This is a genomic window from Marinimicrobium hydrolyticum, from assembly GCF_030848505.1.
Classification (GTDB): domain Bacteria; phylum Pseudomonadota; class Gammaproteobacteria; order Pseudomonadales; family Cellvibrionaceae; genus JAVDDU01.
In genome coordinates, this window is the sequence record NZ_JAVDDU010000008.1 from 1 (window position 1) to 25573 (window position 25573).

26 protein-coding genes are annotated in these 25573 nt (G+C 52.2%); 9 read left to right on the forward strand and 17 right to left on the reverse strand.

Annotated elements, in window-relative coordinates:
- Positions 1-3 precede the first annotated feature (3 nt).
- From RBH33_RS17800 to RBH33_RS13570, 4 genes are all read right to left on the reverse strand, one after another.
- Positions 4-132 (reverse strand): helix-turn-helix domain-containing protein, encoded by a 129-nt coding sequence (locus RBH33_RS17800; protein WP_473752981.1) that lies wholly within the window; start codon positions 130-132, stop codon positions 4-6.
- Between the two features lie 191 nt (positions 133-323).
- Positions 324-1265 (reverse strand): GNAT family N-acetyltransferase, encoded by a 942-nt coding sequence (locus RBH33_RS13560; protein ID WP_306732746.1) that lies wholly within the window; start codon positions 1263-1265, stop codon positions 324-326.
- Positions 1266-1566: 301 nt separating this feature from the next.
- Positions 1567-1800 carry a helix-hairpin-helix domain-containing protein gene (locus RBH33_RS13565; RefSeq protein ID WP_306732747.1) on the reverse strand — a complete coding sequence of 78 codons (234 nt, stop codon included), beginning with the start codon at positions 1798-1800 and terminating at the stop codon, positions 1567-1569.
- Positions 1801-1935: 135 nt separating this feature from the next.
- Positions 1936-2427, reverse strand: coding sequence for a DUF2846 domain-containing protein (locus RBH33_RS13570; RefSeq protein WP_306732748.1), 492 nt, complete (start codon positions 2425-2427; stop codon positions 1936-1938).
- Positions 2428-2842: 415 nt separating this feature from the next.
- On the opposite strand from RBH33_RS13570, the gene RBH33_RS13575 reads away from it, so the two are divergent.
- The 9 genes from RBH33_RS13575 to RBH33_RS13620 all read left to right on the forward strand — a co-directional run bounded on the left by RBH33_RS13575 (position 2843) and on the right by RBH33_RS13620 (position 14727).
- Positions 2843-3724 carry a substrate-binding periplasmic protein gene (locus RBH33_RS13575; protein WP_306732749.1) on the forward strand — a complete coding sequence of 294 codons (882 nt, stop codon included), beginning with the start codon at positions 2843-2845 and terminating at the stop codon, positions 3722-3724.
- A 106-nt stretch (positions 3725-3830) separates the two neighbouring features.
- Positions 3831-5747, forward strand: coding sequence for a DUF1800 domain-containing protein (locus RBH33_RS13580; RefSeq protein WP_306732750.1), 1917 nt, complete (start codon positions 3831-3833; stop codon positions 5745-5747).
- 3 nt (positions 5748-5750) lie between these two features.
- Complete coding sequence (locus RBH33_RS13585) at positions 5751-7118, forward strand: DUF1501 domain-containing protein (RefSeq protein ID WP_306732751.1); 1368 nt, start codon at positions 5751-5753, stop codon at positions 7116-7118.
- A gap of 279 nt (positions 7119-7397) precedes the next feature.
- Positions 7398-8681 carry an efflux RND transporter periplasmic adaptor subunit gene (locus RBH33_RS13590; RefSeq protein ID WP_306732752.1) on the forward strand — a complete coding sequence of 428 codons (1284 nt, stop codon included), beginning with the start codon at positions 7398-7400 and terminating at the stop codon, positions 8679-8681.
- 39 nt (positions 8682-8720) lie between these two features.
- On the forward strand, positions 8721-9449 hold the full coding sequence (locus tag RBH33_RS13595) for an ABC transporter ATP-binding protein (protein WP_306732753.1): 729 nt from the start codon (positions 8721-8723) through the stop codon (positions 9447-9449).
- Positions 9450-9469: 20 nt separating this feature from the next.
- A complete protein-coding gene (locus RBH33_RS13600; RefSeq protein ID WP_306732754.1) occupies positions 9470-10783 on the forward strand; it encodes an ABC transporter permease in 1314 nt (437 codons plus the stop codon).
- 26 nt (positions 10784-10809) lie between these two features.
- Complete coding sequence (locus tag RBH33_RS13610) at positions 10810-12027, forward strand: ABC transporter permease (RefSeq protein ID WP_373568269.1); 1218 nt, start codon at positions 10810-10812, stop codon at positions 12025-12027.
- Positions 12028-12074: 47 nt separating this feature from the next.
- Positions 12075-13421, forward strand: coding sequence for a sigma-54-dependent transcriptional regulator (locus tag RBH33_RS13615; protein ID WP_306732757.1), 1347 nt, complete (start codon positions 12075-12077; stop codon positions 13419-13421).
- Entirely contained in the window at positions 13402-14727 is a 1326-nt protein-coding gene (locus tag RBH33_RS13620; RefSeq protein WP_306732758.1) for a sensor histidine kinase, read from the forward strand. The genes RBH33_RS13615 and RBH33_RS13620 overlap by 20 nt, the downstream gene beginning before the upstream one ends.
- A 71-nt stretch (positions 14728-14798) precedes the next feature.
- Here RBH33_RS13620 and RBH33_RS13625 read toward each other — a convergent pair whose 3' ends face one another.
- From RBH33_RS13625 to RBH33_RS13685, 13 genes are all read right to left on the reverse strand, one after another.
- A complete protein-coding gene (locus RBH33_RS13625; RefSeq protein ID WP_306732759.1) occupies positions 14799-15929 on the reverse strand; it encodes a Fic family protein in 1131 nt (376 codons plus the stop codon).
- A 352-nt stretch (positions 15930-16281) separates the two neighbouring features.
- Positions 16282-16764, reverse strand: a complete 483-nt coding sequence (locus RBH33_RS13630) for a nuclear transport factor 2 family protein (RefSeq protein WP_306732760.1) — start codon at positions 16762-16764, stop codon at positions 16282-16284.
- A gap of 36 nt (positions 16765-16800) precedes the next feature.
- On the reverse strand, positions 16801-18081 hold the full coding sequence (locus RBH33_RS13635; protein ID WP_306732761.1) for a S41 family peptidase: 1281 nt from the start codon (positions 18079-18081) through the stop codon (positions 16801-16803).
- 76 nt (positions 18082-18157) lie between these two features.
- On the reverse strand, positions 18158-19216 hold the full coding sequence (locus tag RBH33_RS13640; protein WP_306732762.1) for a helix-turn-helix domain-containing protein: 1059 nt from the start codon (positions 19214-19216) through the stop codon (positions 18158-18160).
- A gap of 130 nt (positions 19217-19346) precedes the next feature.
- A complete protein-coding gene (locus tag RBH33_RS13645; RefSeq protein ID WP_306732763.1) occupies positions 19347-19697 on the reverse strand; it encodes a hypothetical protein in 351 nt (116 codons plus the stop codon).
- Positions 19694-20158, reverse strand: a complete 465-nt coding sequence (locus RBH33_RS13650) for a hypothetical protein (protein WP_306732764.1) — start codon at positions 20156-20158, stop codon at positions 19694-19696. The genes RBH33_RS13645 and RBH33_RS13650 overlap by 4 nt, the downstream gene beginning before the upstream one ends.
- Positions 20159-20182: 24 nt before the next feature.
- A complete protein-coding gene (locus tag RBH33_RS13655) occupies positions 20183-20722 on the reverse strand; it encodes a DUF4468 domain-containing protein (protein ID WP_306732765.1) in 540 nt (179 codons plus the stop codon).
- A 103-nt stretch (positions 20723-20825) separates the two neighbouring features.
- Positions 20826-21716, reverse strand: a complete 891-nt coding sequence (locus RBH33_RS13660; protein ID WP_306732766.1) for a restriction endonuclease — start codon at positions 21714-21716, stop codon at positions 20826-20828.
- 69 nt (positions 21717-21785) lie between these two features.
- Entirely contained in the window at positions 21786-22130 is a 345-nt protein-coding gene (locus RBH33_RS13665; RefSeq protein WP_306732767.1) for a hypothetical protein, read from the reverse strand.
- 482 nt (positions 22131-22612) lie between these two features.
- Positions 22613-22924, reverse strand: coding sequence for a type II toxin-antitoxin system RelE/ParE family toxin (locus RBH33_RS13670; RefSeq protein WP_306732768.1), 312 nt, complete (start codon positions 22922-22924; stop codon positions 22613-22615).
- Positions 22912-23169 (reverse strand): type II toxin-antitoxin system Phd/YefM family antitoxin, encoded by a 258-nt coding sequence (locus RBH33_RS13675; RefSeq protein WP_306732769.1) that lies wholly within the window; start codon positions 23167-23169, stop codon positions 22912-22914. The genes RBH33_RS13670 and RBH33_RS13675 overlap by 13 nt, the downstream gene beginning before the upstream one ends.
- A gap of 94 nt (positions 23170-23263) precedes the next feature.
- The gene (locus RBH33_RS13680; RefSeq protein ID WP_306732770.1) at positions 23264-24994 is read right to left on the reverse strand and encodes a DUF2207 domain-containing protein; all 1731 of its coding nucleotides are present in this window, start codon (positions 24992-24994) and stop codon (positions 23264-23266) included.
- Complete coding sequence (locus tag RBH33_RS13685; RefSeq protein ID WP_306732771.1) at positions 24991-25548, reverse strand: LemA family protein; 558 nt, start codon at positions 25546-25548, stop codon at positions 24991-24993. Before RBH33_RS13685 ends, RBH33_RS13680 begins: the two co-directional genes overlap by 4 nt.
- Positions 25549-25573: the final 25 nt, after the last annotated feature.

Here is a 25573-nt window from a genome sequence, read left to right on the forward strand (position 1 = left end):
TCACTATGCCACTACATTATCGTTCTCCAACTTGGAGAGATAGGACTGCTCTATACCAATAGTTTCCGCTGCTTGGGGCTGCGTCCAGCTCTTTTCCGTGCGCAATTGCCTCAGTCGTTCACCCAGAGTCATCTTGTTTTCCTTCTGATTAGGGGGTTCGAGCGCTATTCTTGAGTATTCCTGCGCGACTTGAAAGCTGAATATTGACGAATTTCAGTGAATATCTGTCCGTCTTTTATTATTTTTACGACCAATGCATGTATTTTTGGGTATCAGCAGTCGCCACATTCGGAAACCCTGAAAAGGGGTCATTACGTACGCCCCTAAGCTGGAGGGCGGTCTGCACCGGGCCATGGTTCGAGGTTATGATCGGGTAACTCCTCAAGTGACTCCTCGGTCTTAAATACTGTAAAACCGCGGGCTTGATAGTTTTGACAGGCTTGTGGATGGTCGAGTGAGCAAGTATGCACCCAGACGCGTTTAGCCCCCATATCCCATGCTCGGGCAATGGCTTCCGAAAGGAGGGCACCGCCAATGCCCTTGCCGATAAAGTTAGGCATAAGCCCGAAATACGCGATTTCCACATTCCCACCAGACTGGCGCTCAAGCTCAAAGTACCCGGCGGGCGTTCCCGATACGTAGGCAACCCAGGTTTCCAACTCTGGCCGGTCGAGATACGCTAACCACTGCGCGTAACTCCAGGGAAGCCGGCTGTACCAGCACAAATCGGCGCCAACACTCGTGTAGAGAAAACGATTCAGCTCGGGGCAGGGCAGCTCGACTTGTACCAATTGAAAGTCTATCGCTGGAGGGCCAGCAGGTTGGAAAGCACTGCGGTCGGTCATTTCGAGATACGTTGTGATGACTGCATCTTGTACTAGTAATGCGTTCTCTTCTTGTTCGTCTTGCTGTTCGCCTCGATCAGTCGTCCCTTTCTCAGACGGCTGGTTGTCATGGTTGGAAGGGATGTACTCAAGTGAGATTCCGCTAAATAAGGAATAAAACCTAAGCCCAACGTAGACAAATACGGCCGAAAAAACACCGAACAGTAATCCTACAAAAGCGCCGATGAATGGCGAAGCTACAAGCCCTTTTATCCCCGTCACGTACTGCTCATTCCATTGTAAAATCTCTAGGCCGAAAAGCGCGCCAACACCGAAAACTGACATGATGAGCGTACAACCCATGACCGAACCCATGAGCGTTAGCTTAAAGATGGAGGCTCCGCGCATTCTGGCTATGTCTAGTATTGCTGTTCTATTCATTATTTTATCCATTCAACCGATAACAGTGAGCTGTCACCCAGACGCGTCAGCGTCCTAGGTCAGGTTTTAAAAATACGGTTTCGAATGACTCTCCGCTAGAAACTCGCTCTAGATCAGTGAAAAAGGTGTCTTTGTGAATGAGTGGAATCATGGCTAGGCGAGCAGCTTGATAATTTTGCACAACATTTCCGGAGAAGAAGCCTCGGCCATTGATGAGGCTCTTTTAATTTCGCGCGCACTCTCGCCTGGAGCCTGATCTTACAATGGGGTAAGCGGGAAGGAAAGTAGCGAATGCAGAGGGTTATCCCTGCTTTGCCCTAGCAATAGCAGAATCGACTGCAGAAAGAGCTTGAGGGCTATTCTTCCAGCAAGTGGTTCTGAGCATGGATGCCACCATTTCAGCGATGGTTTTTGCATCGTACGCCGCAAGCTTGTTGAAAGAGTCTATACCGATTTCTTCAAATCGTTTGACTACCGTCGGACCAACACCCTTTAGTTCCAGCAACGCTTGCTTTTCAACTTCGGTGAATGCCACTAGTTATCTCCTTGTGAATACTGAACTGTTGAAGTAAAACAGGTTGAAAGCAGTAGGCCGTGACCACTAGGAATGCGATTTGATTTAATCGACAGTTGGCCACGGCCTAAACCGGTCATGAAAAATCCATAAAAATCAGTTTACGATTCCATCGGGATGTTTTGAGTTGGCCGTAAGGCCGGAAAGCTCAGAAAGTGCCACATCTCGATCAACTAGTGGTATTGCACAATTCCACTTTATATTTGTAGCCGTAAGGTTGCCTACCGCTAACAGGTTCACAGCGTCTTGCCCGACGAGAAATTTGGAAAAATATACCTCACCTGGTTTTGCGTCGATAACCAGGGTAGGGCAGTCAACGTTCCAATCCATTGCATTTTTGTCGGCTGAAATAATGTTCTCACCGGGTTGAAGCCGAATGGCGATATACCCTCCATTAGCGACTTTCCCCACAGCGTCGGAATTCAAACGTACTACCGGTGAACCACCACCAATCTGCGTCCGCTTTGTTCGATAAAGGTATAGAAGTGCGTTGTCAGACTCAGCGACAGAGCCGAACGTGGACCCCTGTTCAACCGACGCGCAGGATGCCAGAAGTAAAGCAGATACAAGTAGTACAGTTCTTTTCATTGCTTCTCCTTGATGCCTTCCGCTCCAGCGTCAGGCAAACGTGATGGGTAATAACATTTGCGAGCAACACCATCGTAACCAACTGTATAGAGTTCAATGGATCGCCTTGGACTACTTCAACAGCTGAATGTCGATCGCCGACAACCTACAGGGATCGTCCGCAATCTGACGCTCTGATGGCATCCTTATAGCACGAGATTTGGGCAAATACACTGGATTGGTGAGGGGTGGGTAAACTATTTTTACTGCTCTGGGGGGAGCCCAGTGCCCATCTTGGAGTCTACGAAGGAGGGGACTGGTTGGATGAATTTTGACTAGAACGGCGTAAACTCACTCATGCTGGTTGGCTTTCAATTGGCGTAAGAATCAACTATACATATATAATAGAACCAGAACCGAAGCCCGAGACGCTGTCATGGCAAAATTGATCGCAGCACTGTTGCTTACGACGCTGTTAATGGCAACGGTGAGTACGCCGGGCTTGGCCGCGCAGGAGGCTGAGCCTCAGGTCATTGTGGTTCCCAACTATGGCCTCATTAACCCCGGAAGCAACAATGACTTCTTTGTCCGGGTTTTAACTCTGGCGCTGGATAAGACCGTGCCCAGTCACGGCCCTTACCAACTGGTGCCTGCTGTGCCCAATCTGGTCGATCACCGTCTGCGCGCGGCGGTCAACAAAGGCCTGGTAGACGTTTGCTGGTTTAACGCTCACCGCGAGGCGGAATCTGAGTTGTTGGCCATTAGACATCCCTTGCTGGGCGAGATTAATCAGTACCGCGCCTTATTGATCCGAGGTGACGACCAACACCGTTTCTCCGCTGTGAAAAGCCTGGATGACCTGCGCCAGTTGCGAGGAGGAACGAGTGCCCAGTGGCCCGATACTCTGGTATTGGACGCTAACAAACTGCCCTATGTCACCTCGCCCCAATACGATTCATTGTTTCGGATGCTGGCAGCCGGTCGCTTTGACTACTTTTCTCGCGGCCTCTATCAAATCAAACGGGAGGTCGAACGTTTCCCCGAGTTGAATCTGGTTATCGAGGAAACTCTGTTGCTGCATTACCCTAACAACATGTATTTTTTTGTAGGGAAGGACAACACTGAACTCGCTGAACGGATTGAAGAAGGCTTAGAACTGGCTCGTGAGGACGGCAGCTACGCGGAGGTGTACAACAGTATTCCACAGTATCGGTGGGCGCAGGAACAGCTGGATAATCAATCCCGGCGAGTGCTTAAACTGGATACCGCCACCTTGCAAGAAGACAAAGATATCCCTGCAAGTTATTTATTAGAATAAAACCCCAAGTTTTATAGTTTCTTGGTCTATCGAGCCTGCCGCCAGCTATGGGACGGGGAGCTTCGAAGCACTATAGTGGACCTACAACCATAAAAGACCGTCGCCTATGAAACTCCGCTTCCGTTGTATGCACGATGCTCGCTCACTAGTGGCAACTCTGTTGCTCGCGATGTGGCTGTCATTAGTCGGCTGCGGGGGCGATTCGTCATCGGGAAGCACTAGCAACCCTCCGCCGCAGCCCAATCCTCCCGCCGATAACGTGCCGGACGTGGAGCAGGATGAGGAACAAGATCAGGAGCAGGACCCACCACTGACCCAGCTTTCTCCCGACACCCAACCCGATCCAGCTCTGCCCGCACGGGGCTCTCCGGAATGGGATCAGGCAAAAGAGGCGGCCCGCTTTCTTACCCAAACTACGTTTGGTCCTACGGCAAAAACCATCACCGCCCTGATGGCTCAGGGACAGGACGCCTGGCTGGAGGAGCAGTTTGCCAAACCGCTTACGCCCAAACTCGCCCATCTGGACGCCCGCTACATCGAACTGGGCTGGGATCCAACCCCCGATCCAGAACGGGATGAAGACGGCTGGGTACGGGACTTACAGCGCAGTGACGTCTGGTGGGAGATTGTCCTGCGCGGCGATGACCAGTTGCGCCAACGGGTGGCCTTTGCCCTGAGTCAGATTTTTGTGATCTCCAATGTTTCGGACGTGCTGTTCAATGATAGCCGTGGCATCGCCAGTTACCACGATATGCTCGCCAGCCACGCCTTTGGTAATTACCGCGATCTGCTGGAAGACGTCACCCTGCACCCCATGATGGGTGAATACCTGAGCATGGTGCGCAACCGTAAAGCAGACGAAGCCCAAAACATTCGCCCGGACGAAAACTACGCCCGGGAAGTCATGCAGCTGTTCAGTATTGGACTGGTCGAACTTAACCTCGACGGCACTGTAATAACCGACGAAGAAGGCGAGCCAATTCCCACTTACGACCAGGACATCATCAAGGATTTTGCCCGTGTTTTTACCGGCTGGAATTTCGCCACCGCCAATCACTGGTGGGAATGGACCAGCGATGCTGTGGGCGAAGCCTTGCCCATGAAGGCCTTTCAGGAAGTACACGATAAAGGCGAGAAAACCCTGCTCAACGGCCAAATAATACCCGCCGGTCAAACCGCCGAACAGGACATGGCTCAGGCCATGGACAACCTTTTTTACCACGACAATGTCGGGCCCTTTATCGGTAAGCAGTTGATACAGCGACTGATTACAAGTAATCCCAGCCCAGGCTATGTGGAGCGAGTGGCCAGAGTCTTTAACGACAATGGCCAGGACGTGCGCGGAGATATGCGAGCGGTTATCAAAGCCATTGTTACCGACGACGAGGCGCGCAGCGGCCACTTGGATAACCCGGATACCTTTGGCAAGCTGCGCGAACCGATCCTGCAATTTTCCCACTTCTGGCGAGTGTTCAAAGCAAGAGGCGTAATTGTGCAGGACGCGCAGGGCAACGACACCGACTGGCGCATCCGCTTTCGTGGTTCGGATCGCACAGCCGGCCAGCGTCCTTATGGTTCATTCTCAGTGTTCAATTTTTACCAGCCCGGCTATTCGCACCCCGGTGCCATTAGCCAAGCCAATATGCTCGCCCCGGAATTTCAAATACACACTGAAAGCGTGATGATCGCCAAAACCAATCAATTAACCGGCAACTCGGCCGCCTGGCTCGATCTCGACCTTGACCACGATCAGCCCCCGCGTGCCCAGGAGGACTGGGACATCTATCCACCCCTGTTGCATATGCGCGAAGAAAAAGCTCTGGCGGGGGACCCCCGAGCGCTAATTGACCGGCTGGACCTGTTGCTGACCGGAGGCCAACTGAGTGCCGAGGCGCGCCAAGCTCTGGAGGACTACATCGCCACACTGCCTGCCCCTGATGGCGGCCACTGGAGCAGCGCCGTTCGGGTAACGGAAGCTGCCGCGCTGATTATCGCCTCCCCATATTTCGCACTGCAGAGGTAGCCGATGAAAAAATTTGACCGAGAAATTAATCGCCGGAAATTTTTGCGCGGCTGCCTAGGTGCCGCAGCAGGCAGTGCGGGTTTCTGGGCTACCCAGTCGCGCCTACAACTGGCCATGGCCCAAGCACCGCCGGCCAATGACTACAAGGCGCTAGTGTGTATTTTTTTGTTCGGTGGTAACGACTCCTACAATATGGTGATACCGCGCAGCAACAACGAGTACGACATCTACAGCGATGTACGGCAGAACTTGGCCGTCCCTCAGGGTGATATTCTGCCGTTGGAACAGAACACACCCGGTTCCGTTGCTTACGGCCTGCATCCTTCAATGGGCGCGCTGCAACAACTGTTTACCGATAACCGTCTGGCGGTGTTGGCCAATGCCGGTGCGCTGATTGAGCCAGTCAGTAAAAGCGATTACCAAAATCGCGTGGCGACTCTGCCTCCGCAATTGTTTTCCCACAACGACCAACAAAATTTTGTTCAGGCACTGGAACGCGGTAATGCCGCAACCGGTTGGGCCGGACGCGCCGCCGACACCATGCAGTCCATGAACACTAACGACCGCCTGTCCATGAACATCTCTCTGGGCGGCAGTAATATCTGGCAGAGCGGGCAGAACGTATTCCCGTACTCCATTAGTGGCCGAGGCGTGGAGACCTTTGCCTATCAGGGCAACCACGATCAGGTTACTCGCGATCAGGTATTTCGCACCCTAATGCAAGGGGCAGACTCCCACATATTCCACCGCGAGTACGGTGCGATTCAGGAGCGAGCTTGGGAGTTGTCCCAAGAGCTGATTGCCGCTCTGGGTGACGACGAACCCGCCACTGAATTTCCTGAGGGCCGATTGGCCACGGATATGAAAATGGTTGCACGCATGATCTCCGCCCGTGAAGCGCTGGATGTCAGCCGGCAGATCTTTTTTGTCGGCTTTGGCGATTTCGACACTCACGGCGATCAGAACAACCGCCAGCCGGCCTTGCTAGCGGAAGTCAGTAACGCCATGGCCGCTTTTGACTCCGCCATGCAGGAGTTGGGCATGTCCGACCAGGTAACCACGTTCACAGCAACCGACTTTGGCCGTACCCTCACCAGCAACGGCGACGGTACCGACCACGCCTGGGGTGGACATCAGTTGATTATGGGCGGCGCCGTCAACGGTGGAGACATCTACGGCACCATGCCCGATTTGAATTTGCACAGCGACGACGATATCGGTGAGGGCCGATTGATACCCACCACCAGCATCGACCAATATGGTGCCACACTGGCCAATTGGTTCGGCCTACCGGGCGCCGACTTTGGATCCGTTTTCCCCAATCTGCACAACTTCGACACTACGGACCTGGGTTTTATGAAAGAGGGTTAGGGCTGTGAGCTAGAACTTCGGTTCTGTGCCGTTAGGAGATTCACACCGTTTTTTTCTCATCGTCGAGTATCTCGCCATACTGACGCCTCAGCTTGCTCTTGGTCTCAGTGTCCGATAGTTTCAGTCGGACACCTTGTGCGGACACTTTTCAAGCCAGTTAACCTTCCCGCTGTTTTTGAATAGGTTTTTAAAATCATAGACTTGGAAGAGTTCTGAGTCCTATGGCACAGATGTTGCCATATATCCTTCAGGCTTCTACGAAAACGCCGAAGGAAAGTAATGACCGACTCGACTCGAATTCAAGATACGGCCCATCAGGACAGTGCCCTCCCGCCGACTACACGCCGCAGACGGGTGGGGCTGGCTTTGGCGGCTGGAGCCTTGGTGCTGGCCGGACTGATTTACGGCTTTACCTCCCTGACCGAAACCCTGGCGGCCGATCGGGTTGTGGATATCAGTAGCTTGCGCTTGGCCATTGTCGAGCGTGGTGATTTGGTACGGGAAGTTACGGCCCAGGGCCGAATCGTGGTGGCCAACAGCCCCACATTATTCAGCCCCGAGCAAGGCACCGTGGTGCTAAAGGTAAAGCCTGGGGACTCGGTTAGCGAAGGTCAGCTTCTGGCGGTCATCGACAGCCCCGAACTGCGAGAAGCATTGGCCCGGGAACGCGCCGCGTTAACCCGCTTGCAAGTAGATCTGGCCCGCCAGAAAATTGAACTGGACCAGTTGCGTCTGCAACAGCAACAAACATTGGCGATGGCAGAAGTGCAGCTAAAGGCCATGCACAGAGAAAAGCGACGGGCCGACAGATCCTATCAGCTTAAACTGATTAGCGAATTGGACTACGAAGAAATGGCCGATAACCTCGAGCGTGCGGAATTGGAATATGAGCAAGCGAGGCAGAACCTAAGCCTTTCGAACGACTCCACCGAATTCTACGATCAATCTTTAAAGCTCCAGTCGGAAAGCCAGCAAATGATCATTCAGGCTCTGGAGCGGCGGGTAAAGGAGTTGGAAATTCTTTCACCCGTTGAGGGCATGGTGGGCAATATAGAGGTTAACCAAAAGCAGGCTGTCGCCCCTTACCAGCCGTTAATCACAGTAGTAGATCTCACCACCTACGAAATTGAGGCCCAAGTGGCTGAGGGTCTGTCTGGAGAATTGGCGCCAATGATGGATGCTCACATTCGCCTTAGTGGCCAGGACCACCCTGGAGTGGTTACCGCCATATCCCCCGAAGTAGTCCAGGGTCAAGTAACCGCACGCATTCGTTTTGCTGGCGAGCCTCCGGCCAATCTGCGACAGAACCAGCGATTAACAGCGCGCATTTTGTTGGAGAATCGCAGCGATACGTTGATGGTTAGGCGCGGGCCGCATTTCGATAATTTTCGCGGTTATGTGTTTAAGCTGGAAGGCCATAAAGGCCACAAGACGCCAGTCACTCTGGGCGGCAGGAGCCTGAGTCATATTGAAATAATCGATGGTCTCGCCGAGGGCGATACCATCATCGTATCAGCGCTGAATATTGAGCCCAACGAAAACAATATTCTGGTTTCCAACTAATTATCAAAAACTATTCATAACAGATAGAAGGAAGTTCTCATGCTGAAAATGCAATCGGTAAAAAAAATCTACCGAACCGACATGATCGAAACCCACGCCCTGCGCGATTTCAGCCTACAAGTCAATCAGGGCGAATTTGTTGCGGTTACCGGGCCTTCCGGCTCGGGTAAAACTACCTTCCTCAGCATCGCGGGACTGTTAGAGAGTTTCGAAGGTGGCAGTTATCACCTGGACGGCCAGAATGTCAGTAAGCTCAATGACAACGCCCGCTCTCGGCTGCGCAACGAAAAGATTGGTTTTATTTTCCAGGGTTTTAACCTGATTCCGGATCTGAATATTTACGATAACGTCGAGGTACCTTTGCGCTACCGGGGCATGAAGGCAAGCGCCCGAAAAGCGCGAATTCTGAAAGCGTTGGAGCGGGTGGGGTTGGCCTCCCGGCAGAAACATCTGCCCGGACAACTCTCCGGCGGCCAGCAACAACGAGTTGCCATAGCCCGAGCCCTTGCCGGCGAGCCAGCGTTCTTACTTGCCGACGAACCCACCGGCAACCTGGATTCGCTTATGGCCCGACAAGTGATGGATATGCTCGCGGAAATCAATGCCCAGGGTATGACCATCGTTATGGTTACCCACGACCCCGACTTGGCCCGACGAGCACAACGCAACATCCAAATTGTCGATGGCGAAGTGACCGACTTTGAAATCTATGAGCCGCGCGCAAGCCGACGCGAAAACCCGAGCCCATCGGCAGTAGACGTGCTCTAAGCGCATTGAGGATCACAAGCATGTGGACATACTACACAAAACTCGCCTGGCTCAGTATCAAGAAAACCCCGGTTCTGTCAGTTCTTATGGTGGTTGCCATTGCCACTGGCATAGCCGCCAGCCTTACCACCTTGACGCTCTATTCAGTAATGGCCAGCAACCCCCTGGCGCACAAAAATGACTCACTGTTTCGCTTGCAGTTGGACAGCTGGACCACTGAGTGGGAAGTCGGATTTCCCAACGCCATGCCCGTGAACATTACCTACAAGGACGCCAAAGCCATTTACTTCGCAGACCGTGCCGACCAGACACTGCTGATGGCTCGCGCTGGTTTGACCCTGGAGCGACCCGACTCTGACCTCGAGCCCACATCCGAGCCATCGCGCCTTACCACCAACAGCTTTTTTGAATTTTTCGACGTCGAATTTGTTTATGGAGCCCCCTGGAGCGACAGCGCCGACAGAAACGGCGAGCAAGTGGCGGTTATCTCTGAAGGCATGAATAACCGCTACTTTGACGGCGCTGATTCGGTGGGCGAGGCCATCTTGCTGGAAGAGGAAATCTATACTGTCGTGGGCGTTGTAAGCGACAAGTGGTCAATGATCCCCAACGTTTACGACTTCCAGACCGGAGGCTTTGCCGGGCCGCCCCAAATCTATGCACCTTTCTTTAATTTCGAGCGCCGTAGCTTTCCTATTTGGGGCATGATCCAAGGCTGGAAACACGAAGACACATCCACTCACGCTCAGTATTTGGAAAGCGAAATGATCTGGGTGCAAGCCTGGGTGTCGTTAATAGGAGAGCGGCAATTTCAGGACTTCAATCAGTACATCCACGACTACATTAACGAACAAAAGCAGCTCGGTCGCTTTGATAGGCCGCTAAAATTTGCCCTGAGCACTCCCGAAAAGTGGCTTGAACTCGGCCAGATAGTATCCAGAGATAACCAAATTCTGGTGGCGCTGGCGCTAGCCTTTTTGCTGGTGTGTCTTGTGAATTCGGTGGTCCTTCTGTTGGCAAAGTTCCTGCGCAAAGCACCGGAAGCCGGTTTGCGTCGTGCTCTGGGTGCCAGTCGCGGCGCGATCTTTGTTCAGCACCTAACCGAGGCTGCCGCCATTGGTCTGGCGGGCGGCCTTCTGGGGTTGATGCTCTCCTCGCTGGGGCTGGCTGGCATACGCAGCTTGTACAGTAGCTACGACGCCATCGCTGTGATCAATAACTTCACATTGTTGGCCGCATTGGTTTTAGCTTTGGCAAGCAGTCTGTTGAGCGGACTAATTCCCGCTTGGCAAGTCTCGCGTGCCGAGCCTTCCCGTTATTTGAAAACTCAATAGCACGGTTGCCTTCAGGAGCATTTCACATGTTAGATCTGTCACCCATCATCAAAAGCCTGTGGCGCAGCAAAATTGGACCGTTTCTGATCGTCGCACAACTAGCGTTGAGTATCGCCATCGTCAGCAACGCCTTGTTCTTCATCCAGCAAAGGGTTGACCACATATCCCGGCCTTCGGGCTTTGCCCACCATCAGGCGGCAATAGTTGAAACCAGGGAAGGCGCCTCCAGTGGCCCCAGGGAGCATGTGATTCAGAGGGATATTGCGGCCCTGAAAACGATTCCAGGTGTAATCAGTGTCGCGCATATTTCCGGCGTCCCGTTTACAAATTTTGGAAGTAACAACTCAGTTAGCACACAGCAGGGAGAATCCGCCTCAATGTTGAATACGAGCTTCAACGGCTTTATGGAAATGGATCACCATGGCCTGGATGCCATGGGCTTGGAGTTATTAGAAGGGCGAAATTTCTTGCCGGAAGAAATTACCTACCATGCAACTCAAGCCACCCCAGCCCACATGTTTGCCATAGTTACAGAATCGGCCGCCACATCGTTGTTTCCCGACCAGTCTGCCGTGGGCCAAACCGTGTACGCCTATGGCGAGGTTCCCACCCATATCGTGGGTGTTGTTCGAGATGCCATAGGCCCTTTTCCCAATGCTGATCTGGCCTACCGGAACTTCATTTTTTCTAGTATCGGTGAAAACCGCTGGATTACATACCTGTTGCGCACCCAGAGAGAGGACCGAGAGAAAGTTCTGACGGCCGCTGCAAATGAACTCATGGCCCTGGACCCAACCCGCACGATCACAAATGAGGAAACCCTCGAAGACATTCGGAAGAGAAACTATAGCGCTGACTACGCCATGATTATTCTCCTTTCTGCGGTGATCTCATTGCTGATTTTTGTCAACATGCTGGGAATAGTCGGCATCACCACCTTTTGGGTTAACCAACGCCGAAAGCAGATTGGTATTCGCCGTGCCCTGGGCGCCACCAGGGCGGATATCATGCGCTACTTTTTGCTTGAAAATTCTCTGCTGGTTTTCGCCGCCACCGCATGCGGTGCTATGATAGCTTTTTGGGCCAGTCACTACCTGGTACGCAACTACGCATTCGATTTTTTACCCTGGGTGTATATTCCCTTCGCTGGATTGTCGGTGCTGGTAATTACGCTGTTGGCAGCCGCCGTGCCGGCGCAACGAGCCGCCCGAATATCGCCAAGCGAAGCAGTCGCCAGCTCATAAGCGCACGACGTGCTAAGCCCCGTTTCAATGGAAGAGAGACAGCCACTTTGCAGCAAGTTCTGATCATTGACGACAACCCGAGCATAGGCAAAGCCCTGAAGCTGTTGCTGAGCCTACACCAAATCGACAGCGAAGTGGCTCTCACCCCTCAGGCCGGTATCCAGCGGCTGGAGCAGAACCCGGGGATTGCCCTGGTGCTACAGGATATGAATTTCAGCCAGGACACCACCTCAGGGGAAGAGGGCAAGCGGCTGTTCTCCGCCATCAGAGCCCTACGCCCCGATCTACCCATCATATTGATTACCGCCTGGACCCAACTGGAAACCGCCATTGAGTTGGTCAAACAAGGCGCCGCCGATTATCTGGGCAAACCCTGGGACGACAATAAGCTCATTACCAGTGTCAAAAATCTGCTTGAACTTCAGGAGCTACAAGCCGAACAGCTTCAGCGCACCCAGCTCAACGAGAGCCGGCGTAAAGAGCTAAGCGAAGCTGCGGATCTCTGTGGCCTTATTTACCAAAGCGAAGCCATGCATCAGCTACTGACCATGGCCGTTAAGATTGCCCGCACTCAGGTGCCGGTACTGATCACTGGTCCCAACGGCTCCGGCAAAGAAAAAATTGCGAAAATTGTACAACGCAATTCCGAGCGCCGTGACGGGCCCTTTATTTGCGTCAATGCCGGGGCATTACCCAACGATTTAATGGAGGCCGAACTCTTCGGTGCCGAGGCGGGAGCCTATACGGGTAGCACCAAGACCCGCATTGGGCGTTTTGAGGCCGCTCATGGGGGCACACTGTTTCTTGACGAGCTGGGCAACCTATCCGCTAGCGGTCAAGCCAAGCTGCTGCGGGTTTTGCAATCCGGTGAGTTCGAGCGCCTGGGCTCCAGTGAAACCCGCCGCTGCGATGTTAGGCTGATCAGTGCTACCAATACCGATCTGACCCAGGCGATTGCGGAAGGACACTTCCGGGAAGACTTGTACTACCGCTTAAATGTATTCGAACTCAAACTGCCATCACTGGCTGAACGCCCCGAAGATATATTGCCACTGGTGCGTCACTTTTTGGGTGATAACGTGAAGCTGGAGCTCAGCACCGTCAAAGCCCTGCAATCCTGGCCCTGGCCCGGCAGCATCCGGGAGCTGGAAAATGCCTGCCGACGCGCGGCCATCCTGAGCGACGGCGAAAATCCAACCCAAGAGGATTTCGGCATCGCCTTCGCCGAAAACGAAGCGACGCCCAGTCGAGTAGTGGTGGAACCCAGCCGAGAGATGATTGAAGAGGCTCTGCGCCAGAACCAGGGCGTTGTCGCCCGCGCTGCGCGACAACTTGGGCTATCTCGGCAGGCCCTTTACCGGCGCATGGAACAATATGACATTAAAACTTCCTAAAAACCTATCGCCATCGTTGGACGCTCGACTGCTGTTGGCCATGGTGCTTTCCGTTGTTGTTACGTCAATGAGCGCCGCCGTAGCCGTACTGGTTTTTCAGGGGGGCTGGCTGGCTTTTGTGCTCAGCCTATTGGCTGGTCTATGCGCTGCTTTTATTCTAACGGTGGCGGTAAGCCGGCATTTAAAGCTCGGTTTGAAAGCTGTTGATCAAGGGCTGCTCAACTTAAAAGACAACGACTTCAGCATGACCCTCGCACCCAGCAGCCTGATAGAATTGGATGGAATATTTCAGAACTACAACACTTTGGTTGACTCTCTGCGCAAGGAACGACAAAGCATTTTTCAGCGTGAATTACTGCTCGATACCGTAATAGAAAACTCATCAATGTGCGTCCTGATATCCGATCAGAGCAAACGTATCATCTACTCCAATCGCCTTGCGGAACACCTTCTCAATCACGGAAAGGCCATTACCGGCTTGCCACTTCGACAGTTATTGGAAGAATCGCCGCTGCTACTCAGTGCCATAGAGGCGGAGCAAAGCGGCATCTTTCGGCTTAACGATCAAAGCGAAGCGCTGCATCACCTGTCCTGCGGCCACTTCGTGCTCAATGCCAAGGACCACACCCTGATTCTCATCAAGGAAATGACCCGAGAGATAAACCGCCAGGAGGCGGCCACATGGAAAAAGGTCATTCGGATCATCAGTCACGAGCTCAACAATTCCCTTGCGCCCATCTCTTCTCTGGCACATTCGGGTAAGCTGCTGCTTGCACAAAACCAATACGCTGAATTGCCAGACGTGTTCGACACCCTCGCCGAACGCTCGGAACATTTGAAGAACTTCGTCGGAAAGTATGCGGACATTGCCAAGCTGCCGCGCCCCAATAAAGCGGCCGTGGACTGGCATAAGTTTTACCAAGGTTTGACGCGGGGATACCCTTTTAACCTGCTTGAGGAACTACCGAGCGAACCGGGCTATTTCGATGCCGGACAACTTCACCAGGTATTACTGAATTTGCTTAAAAACGCCTCCGAGTCCGGCTCATCTCCCGAGCAAATCAATTTGCGCATTCACCAAAGCAGTAAAGCTAGCATCATCGAGATCTCCGATCGCGGCACCGGCATGTCGTCCGACGTCCTTCAGAATGCGCTACTCCCGTTTTATTCCACAAAAACTGGTGGTAGCGGAGTAGGGCTACCCCTATGCCGGGAAATCGTCGAAGCGCATAACGGCCAAATGGCGCTCTCAAACCGAAAGCATGGCGGCTTGCGGGTAAGCATCACTCTGCCGCTGAACGCCTGAGCACCTAGTGAAGCTGGTTACCCACGCTTATCTCTGGAGAGTCTATCAATCGATCGATTAATGGTACGCTGTTAGTTAATCGCTGGAATGAAACGCTCTTTTTCCAACACTTGTATTAAGCTTCTCATGAGGAAGTTATTCATAAAGCTCACGCTGTAGGTTCGCCCATTTTCTTTAAGTGGTCGGATAAACCCTGAGTCTTTCATCTTGGATATTAGATGTGTACGCTGCCTTATAGTAAGCCCTTCCAGCGCGCCGTCTAGCTCGCCCGCTTTAAAGTGCTGTTTCTTTATGCCTACACTTAGCACTCTTGCCTCTTCGTTATTCAGGTATCCACGGTCGATTGCCAAACTTAGGGTTGGAACCAGGATCTTTTTGTATAGAAAATTAAAATCTAGAAGTTTATTGACTTTTGTGACTTCCTGGAGAATACCTGTGAGAACATAGTCGCACCAGCTAAGCAGGGATTCATCTGTACCAGTGTCGGCCTCTGAGAGCTTTTCGTAATAGAAGTCCCTGTCATTGCAGAATACCGCGGTAGGATTCAGTATCTTGCCATCCTTAACATTGAATCCATACTTGATCAGAAGAGCATAGGTAATCAACCTGACAACCCGACCGTTTCCATTCCCAAATGGGTGGATCCAGGTGAACCGGTGATGAGCAATAGCTGTTTTTAACAGATCGTATTTATCTGGACCTTTTTTGTTCACAAAATCCAATAGTTCATCCATATACGGCTGAACTTTGAAAGACTCTGGTGGCACATGAGTCGATGCGGTAATCTCTACGTTCCACGTCCGGTACGCACCTGGCGTTTTATCTCCCTCTCGCGTTAAATCACCGACAACTAATTGATGAAGCTCCCGGATAAAGAGATGCGTGACATCAGACCCTTCACCGATGTTCTCTTCAATGAATTTCATTGCTGCTTCGACGTTCGCGATCTCTGAGACCCGCTCACTCGAACGCTCATTGTTTTCTATTTTTTTCTCAATGTATTCAGAGATCGTTGTCCTATTCCCCTCAATCCGCGCTGAGCCAACACTTTCCAAAATGTGGAAAATGTCCCTGAGCTGAAAAAAGATCCAAGGCGCCGTCGTCCCCTGCAGGCGGAGCTTCCTCAGATGGTTCAGTTCAATCAGCGTATCCGTAAGCTGAGAGTCAAAACTGGGGCTCACAAGCCTTAGCGGAAATTCCATGTTAACTCCAAGCTATATACAAAAATATATTATAAGTTATTGATGGTAAAGGGTAAAATCTATTAAGTATATTCTAAACAATTACATTCTAGCGTGCTGGATAACTACAGGGAAGAGTTTCTGGAAGTCCATATCCAAAGGGGCAAGACTGAGGGCGAAGGGGGGGGGGGCTGGAGCTCTGTGGTTTTAAGCGCCAGAAAGGCCGGCGGCGGACCTCAAACTGTGTCGGGTTTCGTGGCCCGCCCCAGGATGCGACAGGTGCGTCCAAAAAGCCGGGAAAGCCTCTAAAGAGCTTTCTCGGCGCAATAGATGTCCTAGAGGAGCCGGAAATTCTTAAGGACCTGTTTCCAGCTCAAGGGTAGCTTGGCATTTGTAGTAAGTCGCGAGTAAACACCACGCCCTCTGGCACCGTTTCGGAGGGCAGTCTGGTTGAATGCATTTGGAACAACACCCAATCATCATCGATGTTTTGCAGCACAGCGCTTTCTAACCAAATTACATCTTCGTTAATATTCGCAATCTGAAAGTTGGCTTTGTTCCAGTAGTTCGCAACGGCTATGTGCTCGTAAACATCCACGCGGATAACGCTGAAATAGTTGGTTCTGGTGGCCTTTGTTGCGGATACCACGTCCATTAAGTCCCCAATATCCCAAACCTCGCCATGCTCTGCCAGGATGAACTCAGGCGTAACCTGTTCCTCCATCGCTTTTAGGTCACCCGCCGATATTGCGGAGAAGAGTGTTTCGATACTGAGTAAAACCCGGTCATATTCATTCGCTTGAGCGCCTACTGTTACAAGTACATACAGTACAATTGTTGATAGATATTTCTTCATAAACAGAATCCTTCGTTAAAAAGTTCGTGTGGGTATTTACTGGATGTGGCCGTTTTGCAGAGCTTGCAGAACCCACTGAAGCTGATTGTCTACGCCGTTCTTGAACTGCTCCCAATCCGGTACGATCAATACATCCGGCTGTACACCCTCAGTTTCTGTTTCCTGAAAGCGGTACAGACGCTTGGAGTACATGACCGTCCAGCCGGAGTGGGGTAGTTGGAAGGTGTCGGCATCCTGGTACCCCACGGGGTTAGCGCCGGTGGGCTCGCCAACCAGGCGCGCATTGAGGAGTTGTCGGAACTGCGCGCTGTTACTCATGGCGGCGGAAAAGGTTTGCGGGCCGGTTAGTACGTAAATGCCGTTTTTCCAATCCAGGTCATCAATCAGAATCAGCCCCCAGGCCAGCGTTAAACCCACAAAAAGGTCGCCGCCGCCGTTGTGGCGCAGATCAACAATCACGCGTTGAATACCTTGTCTGGAAAACTCGGTTTTTAGCCCTCGCGCAAATCGTTCCATCTGCCGCTGCGTCGGGTAGCGATCAAAACGAAGGTAGGCGGTGGATTGGCCTGGCTGTAAATAGAGCTTCAGGCCATCCAGGGATAGCCGGTTGGGTACAAAGCCCTCTGGCAAGTCGGGCTCAAGAGTGATGGTTACGGCTTGCGGTGCTTTGTCCGCCGGGAGGCTGGTTAATGAGCGGGTGTGCAACTTGCCTTCATCATCCATAAAGACGAATTCAGCTGATTGGATGCTCCTGGTGACGCCCAAGCCATTCAGTACTTCCGCAACGGGCAGGGTGCTGGTCAGTTGGTGCCGTTCGGAATAGGCGTTCTCCACGCCCATCTGGACTGGTTTGAGCCGCTCGATGACTTCCGGTAGCGGAGTGTCGTCGACGGCGTGTAGGCGCATACCCAGCAAGTCTGGGTTGTTTTGATCTGTTCCTATAACCCTAAGCTCACTCTCGAATAGCTGTAAGCGAAGCGGGAAGCGGTGGTGCGGTGCGCCCCAATAGCTGAACTGCGTATGGCCATCGCCCACCTGTTGAATGGTGCGCATTAGAGCGACCATGATTTCTGGTTGAGTCAGGTCGGGCAGCTGGCGCTTGATCGCCTCCAACTGCTCGGTGAGCTCTGTTTGGCTGATGCTGTGGTAAAGGTCAATGTGGCGTGATTCCAGTTCATGCTGAAGCGCATCGATATCCATTGCCCAGCGCTCTGCCAGGGTAGGTTCTTGTGCGCAGGCGGCCAGCGTCAGCAATGAGGCGCTGCACAACACCCAACGGCAAAACCCAACCGCACGCCTTCGTGTTTGATGAATCATGTTTATTGCCCCTAAAAGCCCCTTTATAGCGGCTAGGGGAGGGGTGCGGCGTCCAGAATCTGGATTCTGTACTGATTTAGGCGGGTTTTGAGGTGTTTTGGCGCTGCAAGTACTGGCTGGGCGTAAGGCCGGTTTCTTTCTTGAAGGCGCTATTGAAGGTGGATTTAGCACCAAAGCCCACCGCCATGGCCAAATCGAGCATATTGGCGTTGGGCGCTTGCGGATCGAGCGCCTGACAAAAAGCCTCCACCCGCAAGCCATTGATATAGTCAGAGAGGTTCTTCCCGGCGCCCTGGTTAATGGCCCAGGAGATGGTCTTTTCCTGCAAGCCGGTCACCGAAGCCAAGTCGCGCAGCCCAAGGCGCGGTTGTTTAAACAGCGCTTGTGACCGAATCTGCTCATCCAGCTGCGCAAAGATAACCGCCGCCTCGGTGTCAACACGGCTCGCATCGGCCGTGGGGGAGGACAAATCCAACCGCAACTCCCTGGCCACCGCCAACCCCTCATACAACTCCGGCTGGTGCACCGCCTTTAGAATCAGGTAAGCAGTGAGCACAAAGTAGATGGTGGTATTGAAGAAATACCAACCCTGCAGCCAGGCCAAGGGCGCATAGGGCTGAAGATTAAGCCGGAGCAAGTCCTGCAGCATCATGACCACAAACACGCCCAGCAACACCGTCAACCAATCCAATCGCAACTGCGGCGCATCGGACCGGCTGGCATAAGCCGCACGGTGATAGCGCCGCACCAACAAGACCGCCGCCGCCAAATAACAAGCCTGGCTCACGCTGCCCAGCGCAATCACCAATTGCGGCCAGTACGTAAAAGGCAGCGCCAACACCATAGGCAAAAAGTGCAGCGCCAGGCTAGGGTAGGGCGGAAACTCCCCGAAAGTCAGATGCCGAACAAACAAATAAATGGCCGGACCAAAGCCCAACGTAAAAACCGGCGTGAGTAAATAGTAATCACGTGTAATGCCCGTTTCTTCCAGAAAGTTAAACAACATCAAAACAGCCTGAAGACACAGCAACAAGCCAAGCGAACTAAATCGGCTAGCCCGCCGCACCAGCAACAAGCCGAACAGCGTTAGGAATAGGAAGAGGATTTGAAGTAGGTTTGCGGGTTCAAGGTGCATGTTGAGTGGGGGCTGCCTCATTTGGGGCCTTAGTATAGCGAAGCCAAACGGTGGTCTCACCCCGTTGGGGGGTAAACAAAATACGTTTGTTAGCTACTTTCACCTTTGTTTCCCTGCCTCCACTCTCTTATTATTTGAATCTTAGCTTCGCCAGTATGACCATTACGACACTCAGCAAAAAAACCAATCCGGACAGAACTATAATCCAAAATTTGTGAATCCAAATGGACTTCTCCCAGGCTTGATTCATCGCTTCATATTGATCAATGGTGCTCACCAGAATTTCGGCCACAATATGAGGGTCGATTTCCAAAAGTTGCTCTTCTGTAGGGGTGATGAGGCGTACGGTGGATGCCTCCACTAAACTTTCCGCCATTGAAGCTGCAATTAAAGCCCAAGCTACAAGGGCAACGGGTACTAGAATAATTACCGACCACATGAGGCTATTCGTTTGTTTCATCCTATTAATCACACTGCTCATGGCGCACTAGTCACTCCTGGTCTTGGGTTAAGTGGATCCCGAATTGCTATCCACCAGAACGTGGCTGAAGCAGAAAATCCATAGGCAGACAGCATTGCTACCATAAGCAGCGCTGAAGACGTAATATACAGCCCTGAGCTGAAGGCGATAATGAGAATACAGCCAACAATTGTCCCTAACACTGCACCTGCCACAAGTGTTGCCCACAGGTTAAGCCAACCCAACTGAGTAAAAGCAAATAGAGCCGGCAAACCTAGCACTAACGTGGCTGAGTATGAAAAGAAAGCAGCAAACAAAAATCCGGGCAGCCCACCCATAAACAATCCGTGCATAAAGGCTGGGGCTAAGGGTGCGACCAAAAACCCTGTAACAACTCTTTTGGTATTCATAAGGGAGGCCATTTGTATGCTATTGCTTTTAGGTTGCGTTTGCGAGCAAAGCTCAATGCTGAAAACATTCATTTGTCCGCCTCGCGGGAAAGCAATTTACCACTCGTCTTCGGCTGCATCCACCGACATGGCGGAAGCTAAGCTGTTTACTAGCTCAAAAACTCTTTTATCAGTGCCGGATACGATTGATCTCTGAGGACCAACAGCGTCGGCCAGATTCCACTCATTACCACTGTCTGGAACAACCCTAAGTCCATCTATACTCAGTCGGTACCGACCATCTCTCGTGTCTATTTGAATTGTATGACGAACGGTGCTGGTTATCATCATGAAAGGCACCGAGAACGCCCCCTTTCCGATTACTCTTTTGCCATCTCTATCCTCAAGCTGAATAACGTCGTTGGCGGATCTATAGTTCCTTGCCATCCACTGCATCGCACGATCATATAGCTCTTCGTCGCTTACTCCGTCTACGCTGTGCACATGATTGTATTCTAACTCGCCATTATCCAGCGTCAGCGCCTGCAAATTGTCCTCTGAAATACCGGTAGTCGCGCAGCCACTTGCCAATATCGCGCCAAACATCATTGAAGCATACATCACGAACCGCATTGCGAATTTTAGTCTTGCTATCATAGTTATTTCTCCCAATGATTTTTCTGATTGTTAGCCTAAGCTGACTTCGGGTACGAAAATATCTAGCTAATCGATAAAAGTTGGCTGGCTCTTCAAATAAATTCTATTTGAAACCGAGTGTATCCAGGTTCTTAATAGTCTTTTCTATGTGTTCGCGAACTACCGAGTATAGATCTTCAGAAGTCCAGAGCTCTATCGGACACCCCTTAGCTTGCTGTAAGGCTCTTACAGTAAAGTCGGACGTAGTAATAATTATCGATTTGTTGGCGCGGTAGTCAGCGTACTGCATGCCACCCAGTGTGGTTTGAACCTCTTTAGCGCCTATGTTGTTCCCTATAGAATACCGCTTTACTTGTATTGCTATACAATCACTATCGCTCCGAGCGATGATATCGATGCCGTAGTCGCCCGATCTCGGAGTTCGGTTGACTTCGTAACCCAAGCCCTCAAATATATCCGCAACAAATTCTTCAAAGACATAGGGGCAGTCAATACCTGAATAGTTACTCAAAAACAGCTTTTGATGAGTGTCTAGAATCCTATCCAAAGACCGTCGTATCGCACATGCAAGGCCAGCTACTATTTTTTCATTGTCGGCGAAAAAAGGGACCCATACGCTATTTTTAAAAAGGTCTAGTAGCGTATAGCCCTCCTCAATAATTTCGACTTTCCCTTCAAAATTACTTAAATGATTGCAGAGTTCAGTAAACTGAAATTTATTGTGAGGCCGATGGAGTTTTTCTAAGTAATTGAGTATTTCACCACTTTCCTCCACCGATATCTTTCCGCCAGTGTGTCTTTCAATTGTTGTTTTGAACGAATCGAGGGGCGCGCCATAAGTGACAGGGGTGCTCGCAGTTAAACAGTCAAGTGCATACTTTGCACGGGAAAGACTATATTGGGACTCTAGCTCATGCGCTATTGTTTCGAATTGACTGTTGATTTCCCTTAATCCGCTAACTGCGTCCTCGCCTTCAATAAATTTTTTCTTCATGACACCTCAATGACGCCTCACATTCAACCTGCGAATTTACGGATGGAGTGAGGGTGCTTAGTGTGATTGTTAGCCTGCCACATTAAGAGTATGAAAACCGATCAGCAATATACCACCGCAAAATCCAATACCCGAGATAGCCAAACCAGGAGCTAGCAGGTGCGTTGTTGCGTCGGAAAGTGTTGCTCTTCCCCTGTTAAAAACGAGAATGGCCATGGAAAAGACCGAAGCAATCAACGCACCGCAAAATGCGAACACAGCCGCGTACAGAGCTTGCAGCCCCTCGGCGGGACTGGCGAACCTATCTGCCAACGCCAACACAATCAAGATTGCACCCGAATTAAGGGTGGACAGGTGTTTAAAATAGTCAAAAAGCCCATCTATGAAGGCGGCCATTTGATTTTCGATGTCCATAAGGATTCTTCTTTTTTGGGGAACTTGGATGGCTAACAGATCAATCAGGTTCCACTTCTTTGTTAGGCTTCGTTGAAACTACCGCCAAAGCCCCGCGTGGTCAAGTTTTGGTAGTCCCGATCCCACAACCAGATCACCGCCCATCACCTCCACCACCACCGCAACCGCCGCCTCCGCCGGAGAAGCCACCGCCGCCCGGTTCCGGGTGGGGTGGAGGCAGAGGATTTGGTTGCTTAGGGATTACTCAGGTCACTGCCGAGGTTGTGTAAAGCGGTGACTCGTGTTCCGTGGCACCACGTCAAGCGATTGTTTAGGGCGGCGCTAACTGAAATTGTCCATCTAGGCGTCTTCTAAAAGGAAAACGGCAGGTAGGGATTCGAAGCGTTCGGCGTTTAGTGGTGGTTCGTCCGGGTTGCGGTTTTATGAGTACAACCAGTTCAAAGCGTTATGGTACGGGTCGCGTGGATAAGTGGAACTAATGGCTAGTTGTCCAGATCGGCGTCTAGAAGAAATCTGCGTAACTGCCTTTCTTCTCGCATGACATGAACTATCAGGACGGCATCACCTTCTGGGCGATAGAATATACGGCAGGGCTGGACATGCACTTCCCGATAAATTGAGTTTGGGGCTTCGGGTGGCACATGACCGGACTCCGGAAACTGTTCAAGTCTGTCGACGGTCGAGAATACTTTCTTGACAAGGCCTGAAGCGGCCTCCGGCTTATCCAGCGCGATGTATTCAGCAATGTCGTCAAGCTGCTCCAATGCTGGATCCGACCATATTATTTCAGCCACTTCTGCATCCGCTCCTTGGCTTGGTCATGCGGGGTAGTTTTACCCTCCAGGATTGCCCTTTCTCCCTTGGACAACCCCTCTAGCAGCGCCAGCCTGCGCTGCATGAATTCGTAGTCCTGAACATCGACCAGATAGGCCGATGGCTGGCCATGCTCGGTTATCAGCACAGCTTCTTTGCTGGCGTGTAAATCGGCAAGAATTTTAGTGGCTTGACGCTTGAGATTGGTTACTAGCTCTACTTTCATGGGATGCCCTCGCTCGAAGTGCCACTATAGTATCACTCTGGTCTTGAGTGAAGCTATAGAAATGGCGCTAGCATTTCGCCCGGGCCCGGCAATGTCACCGCCCACCACCTCCACCACCGCCGCCGCCTCCTCCGGAGAAGCCGCCACCGCCCACGCCGCTGCTGGTGCCAGGTGGGGTAGAGGCGGAGGCGATTTGGTTGCTTAGGGATTTGCCCAGGTCACTGCCGAGATTTTGTAGAGCGAGGGCTCGTGTTCCGTGGTACCACGCCATGCGGTTGTGTAGGGCGGCGTTGGCTTCTTCGAGACCTACGGCGCGGGTGAATTTGTCCGTCCAGGCGTCCTCAACGTTCAGCGCTAGGGCGAACGGCAGTAGGGATTCGAATCGTTCGGCGTTTAGGGGTGGTTCGTCCGGGTTGCGGTGTTGCAGGCGGGCGATCTCGTCTTTGGAGGCGACGCTCATGTATAAGATTAGACCATTGATGTGGTCTTTTAGGCGTTGGCCCTCTTCGGTGGGTCTGGGCATCAGGTAACCGAAGACGATGTTCAGGGGTACGAAGGCAAGCACCAGCGCCCATAGGGTGACGGAGGCTACGTTAGTGGCAAACAGGAAGCCGAGCACAACTATGGCGATAGAAGTGATAAAGCCTATGGCGGTGACGCCACCATTGTTCACAAAGTACCGGGGCTTGAATCGTTTTGATAGGGCGCGGGAGTGCGCTTGTTCGACTTTGGCCAGGTGTTGGCTGTTTTTTTGGTCCAGTTCCAGCACGGAAATTCCGGAGAACAGCTTTTCGGCGAGAATTTTTTCGCTGTAAGTGAGTTCTTGATCGCTGGGTTGATCAGGTTTTTGTACGATCCACTGATCTTTTCTGCCGACTTTTTCGCGGCGAATAACGGCATGGCCTTTTACGGCCAGTTGCACCAGGTCCGCCGAGAAGCAGCGGTCGTCGTAGGTGGTGCGCTTAAGGTAGCGTAAGCCGCCGGGGGAGAAGCTTTCGGGTGGGTAGTAGCGGGGAAAGATTGGCCCCGGTGTGGGGTTGCGCCCTTTGCGTTGCCACTGGTGCATATAGAACGCGAACACGGCTAGCAAACCGAGTATTAAAAATAACTGGGCCCGATTGTCATTCAGGAACCAGATAAAGCGCTGTGTCACTTCCGGCTCTGCCACTATGCCTTTGGGAAAGGCGACGGAAATTGTCAGGCCTTCGTAAGATTGCAGCCGTACTGTGGTGGCAAACTCCACCACTCCCGGTTCTACTACGGTTGCTTCGGCGTATTGGGCCTGGCTGCCTTGGGGGCCAGTGTAGTAGTTTAATTCCAGTTGATCGGCGCTTACGTTTGCGGGGAGTTGCACGCGGGCGCTGGCTTGTTCAATGGTGAACACCCAGCCAGTGCCGGTAACGTTCCAGTACAGTTCGTCGTAGTTGTCAAAGAAACCCATTTGCCGATCGGTGCGGTAGCGCAGGGTGTAGGTGGTTTCCAGTGGCGTTGGTAAGAAGCGGTCATCGCCGGTATTGATTCGTACTCCGTTGGGCAGGTTTTCGGTAAACCAGGGTTCGGGTTTGCCATCGCGCTCCACGCCCAAGGGTTCGAATTCCACCATTACGCGGTTGCCCAGACGATCGTGGTAGCGGGTGGGAAAGTCCCGGTATATGCCCCGGCGAATGCGGTTGCCTTCGGCGCGCACGCGAATGGTTTCGGTCACTTCCAGTTCGCCGCTGGGCAACACTTGAATATCGGAATGGAAATTCAGTATGCGCTCCTGGGCCGCCACGGGTGCGCACAGAAAAATGAGTAACAGTAAGAGCGGGGCGGTTGTTTTCATTGCATTCCCTCTTTAACGGAGACGTTCTCCCGGTGGCCGGCCTCGGCGTTGTAGTAGTCGGCGGTGGTGAAGCGAAACAGGCGGGCGATCAACAGATCGGGAAACTGCAAGACCCGGTCATTCAATTGGCGGACCGCGCCGTTGTAAAAGCGGCGCGCGTACTGCAGAACGTTTTCGGTTTCCACCAGATCTTTTTGCAGCTGGGCGAAGTTCTGGTCGGCTTTTAAGTCCGGGTAGTTTTCCTGCAGGATAAATATCTGGCCCAAGGAGCGTTCGAGCTGGTTTTCAAGAGGGGCCAGAGTGGCGGGGCGATCGCTGTTGAGCGCTTGCGACCTCAGTTCCGTGACGGTTTCCAGGAGGGTCCGCTCATGGCTGGTGTAGGCCTTTACGGTTCTGACCAGTTGGGGAATCAGGTCGTGACGCCGGGTCAGCTGCACGTCAATATCGCTCCAGGCGGTATTGACCAGGTTTCTGGCCCGGATCAACCGGTTATAGATCCACACCACCCAGGCCAGTAGCAGTACCGCAAGTACAATCAGCCAGACATCGAGCATTGTTAATTCCTTCTTTATTAGAGCC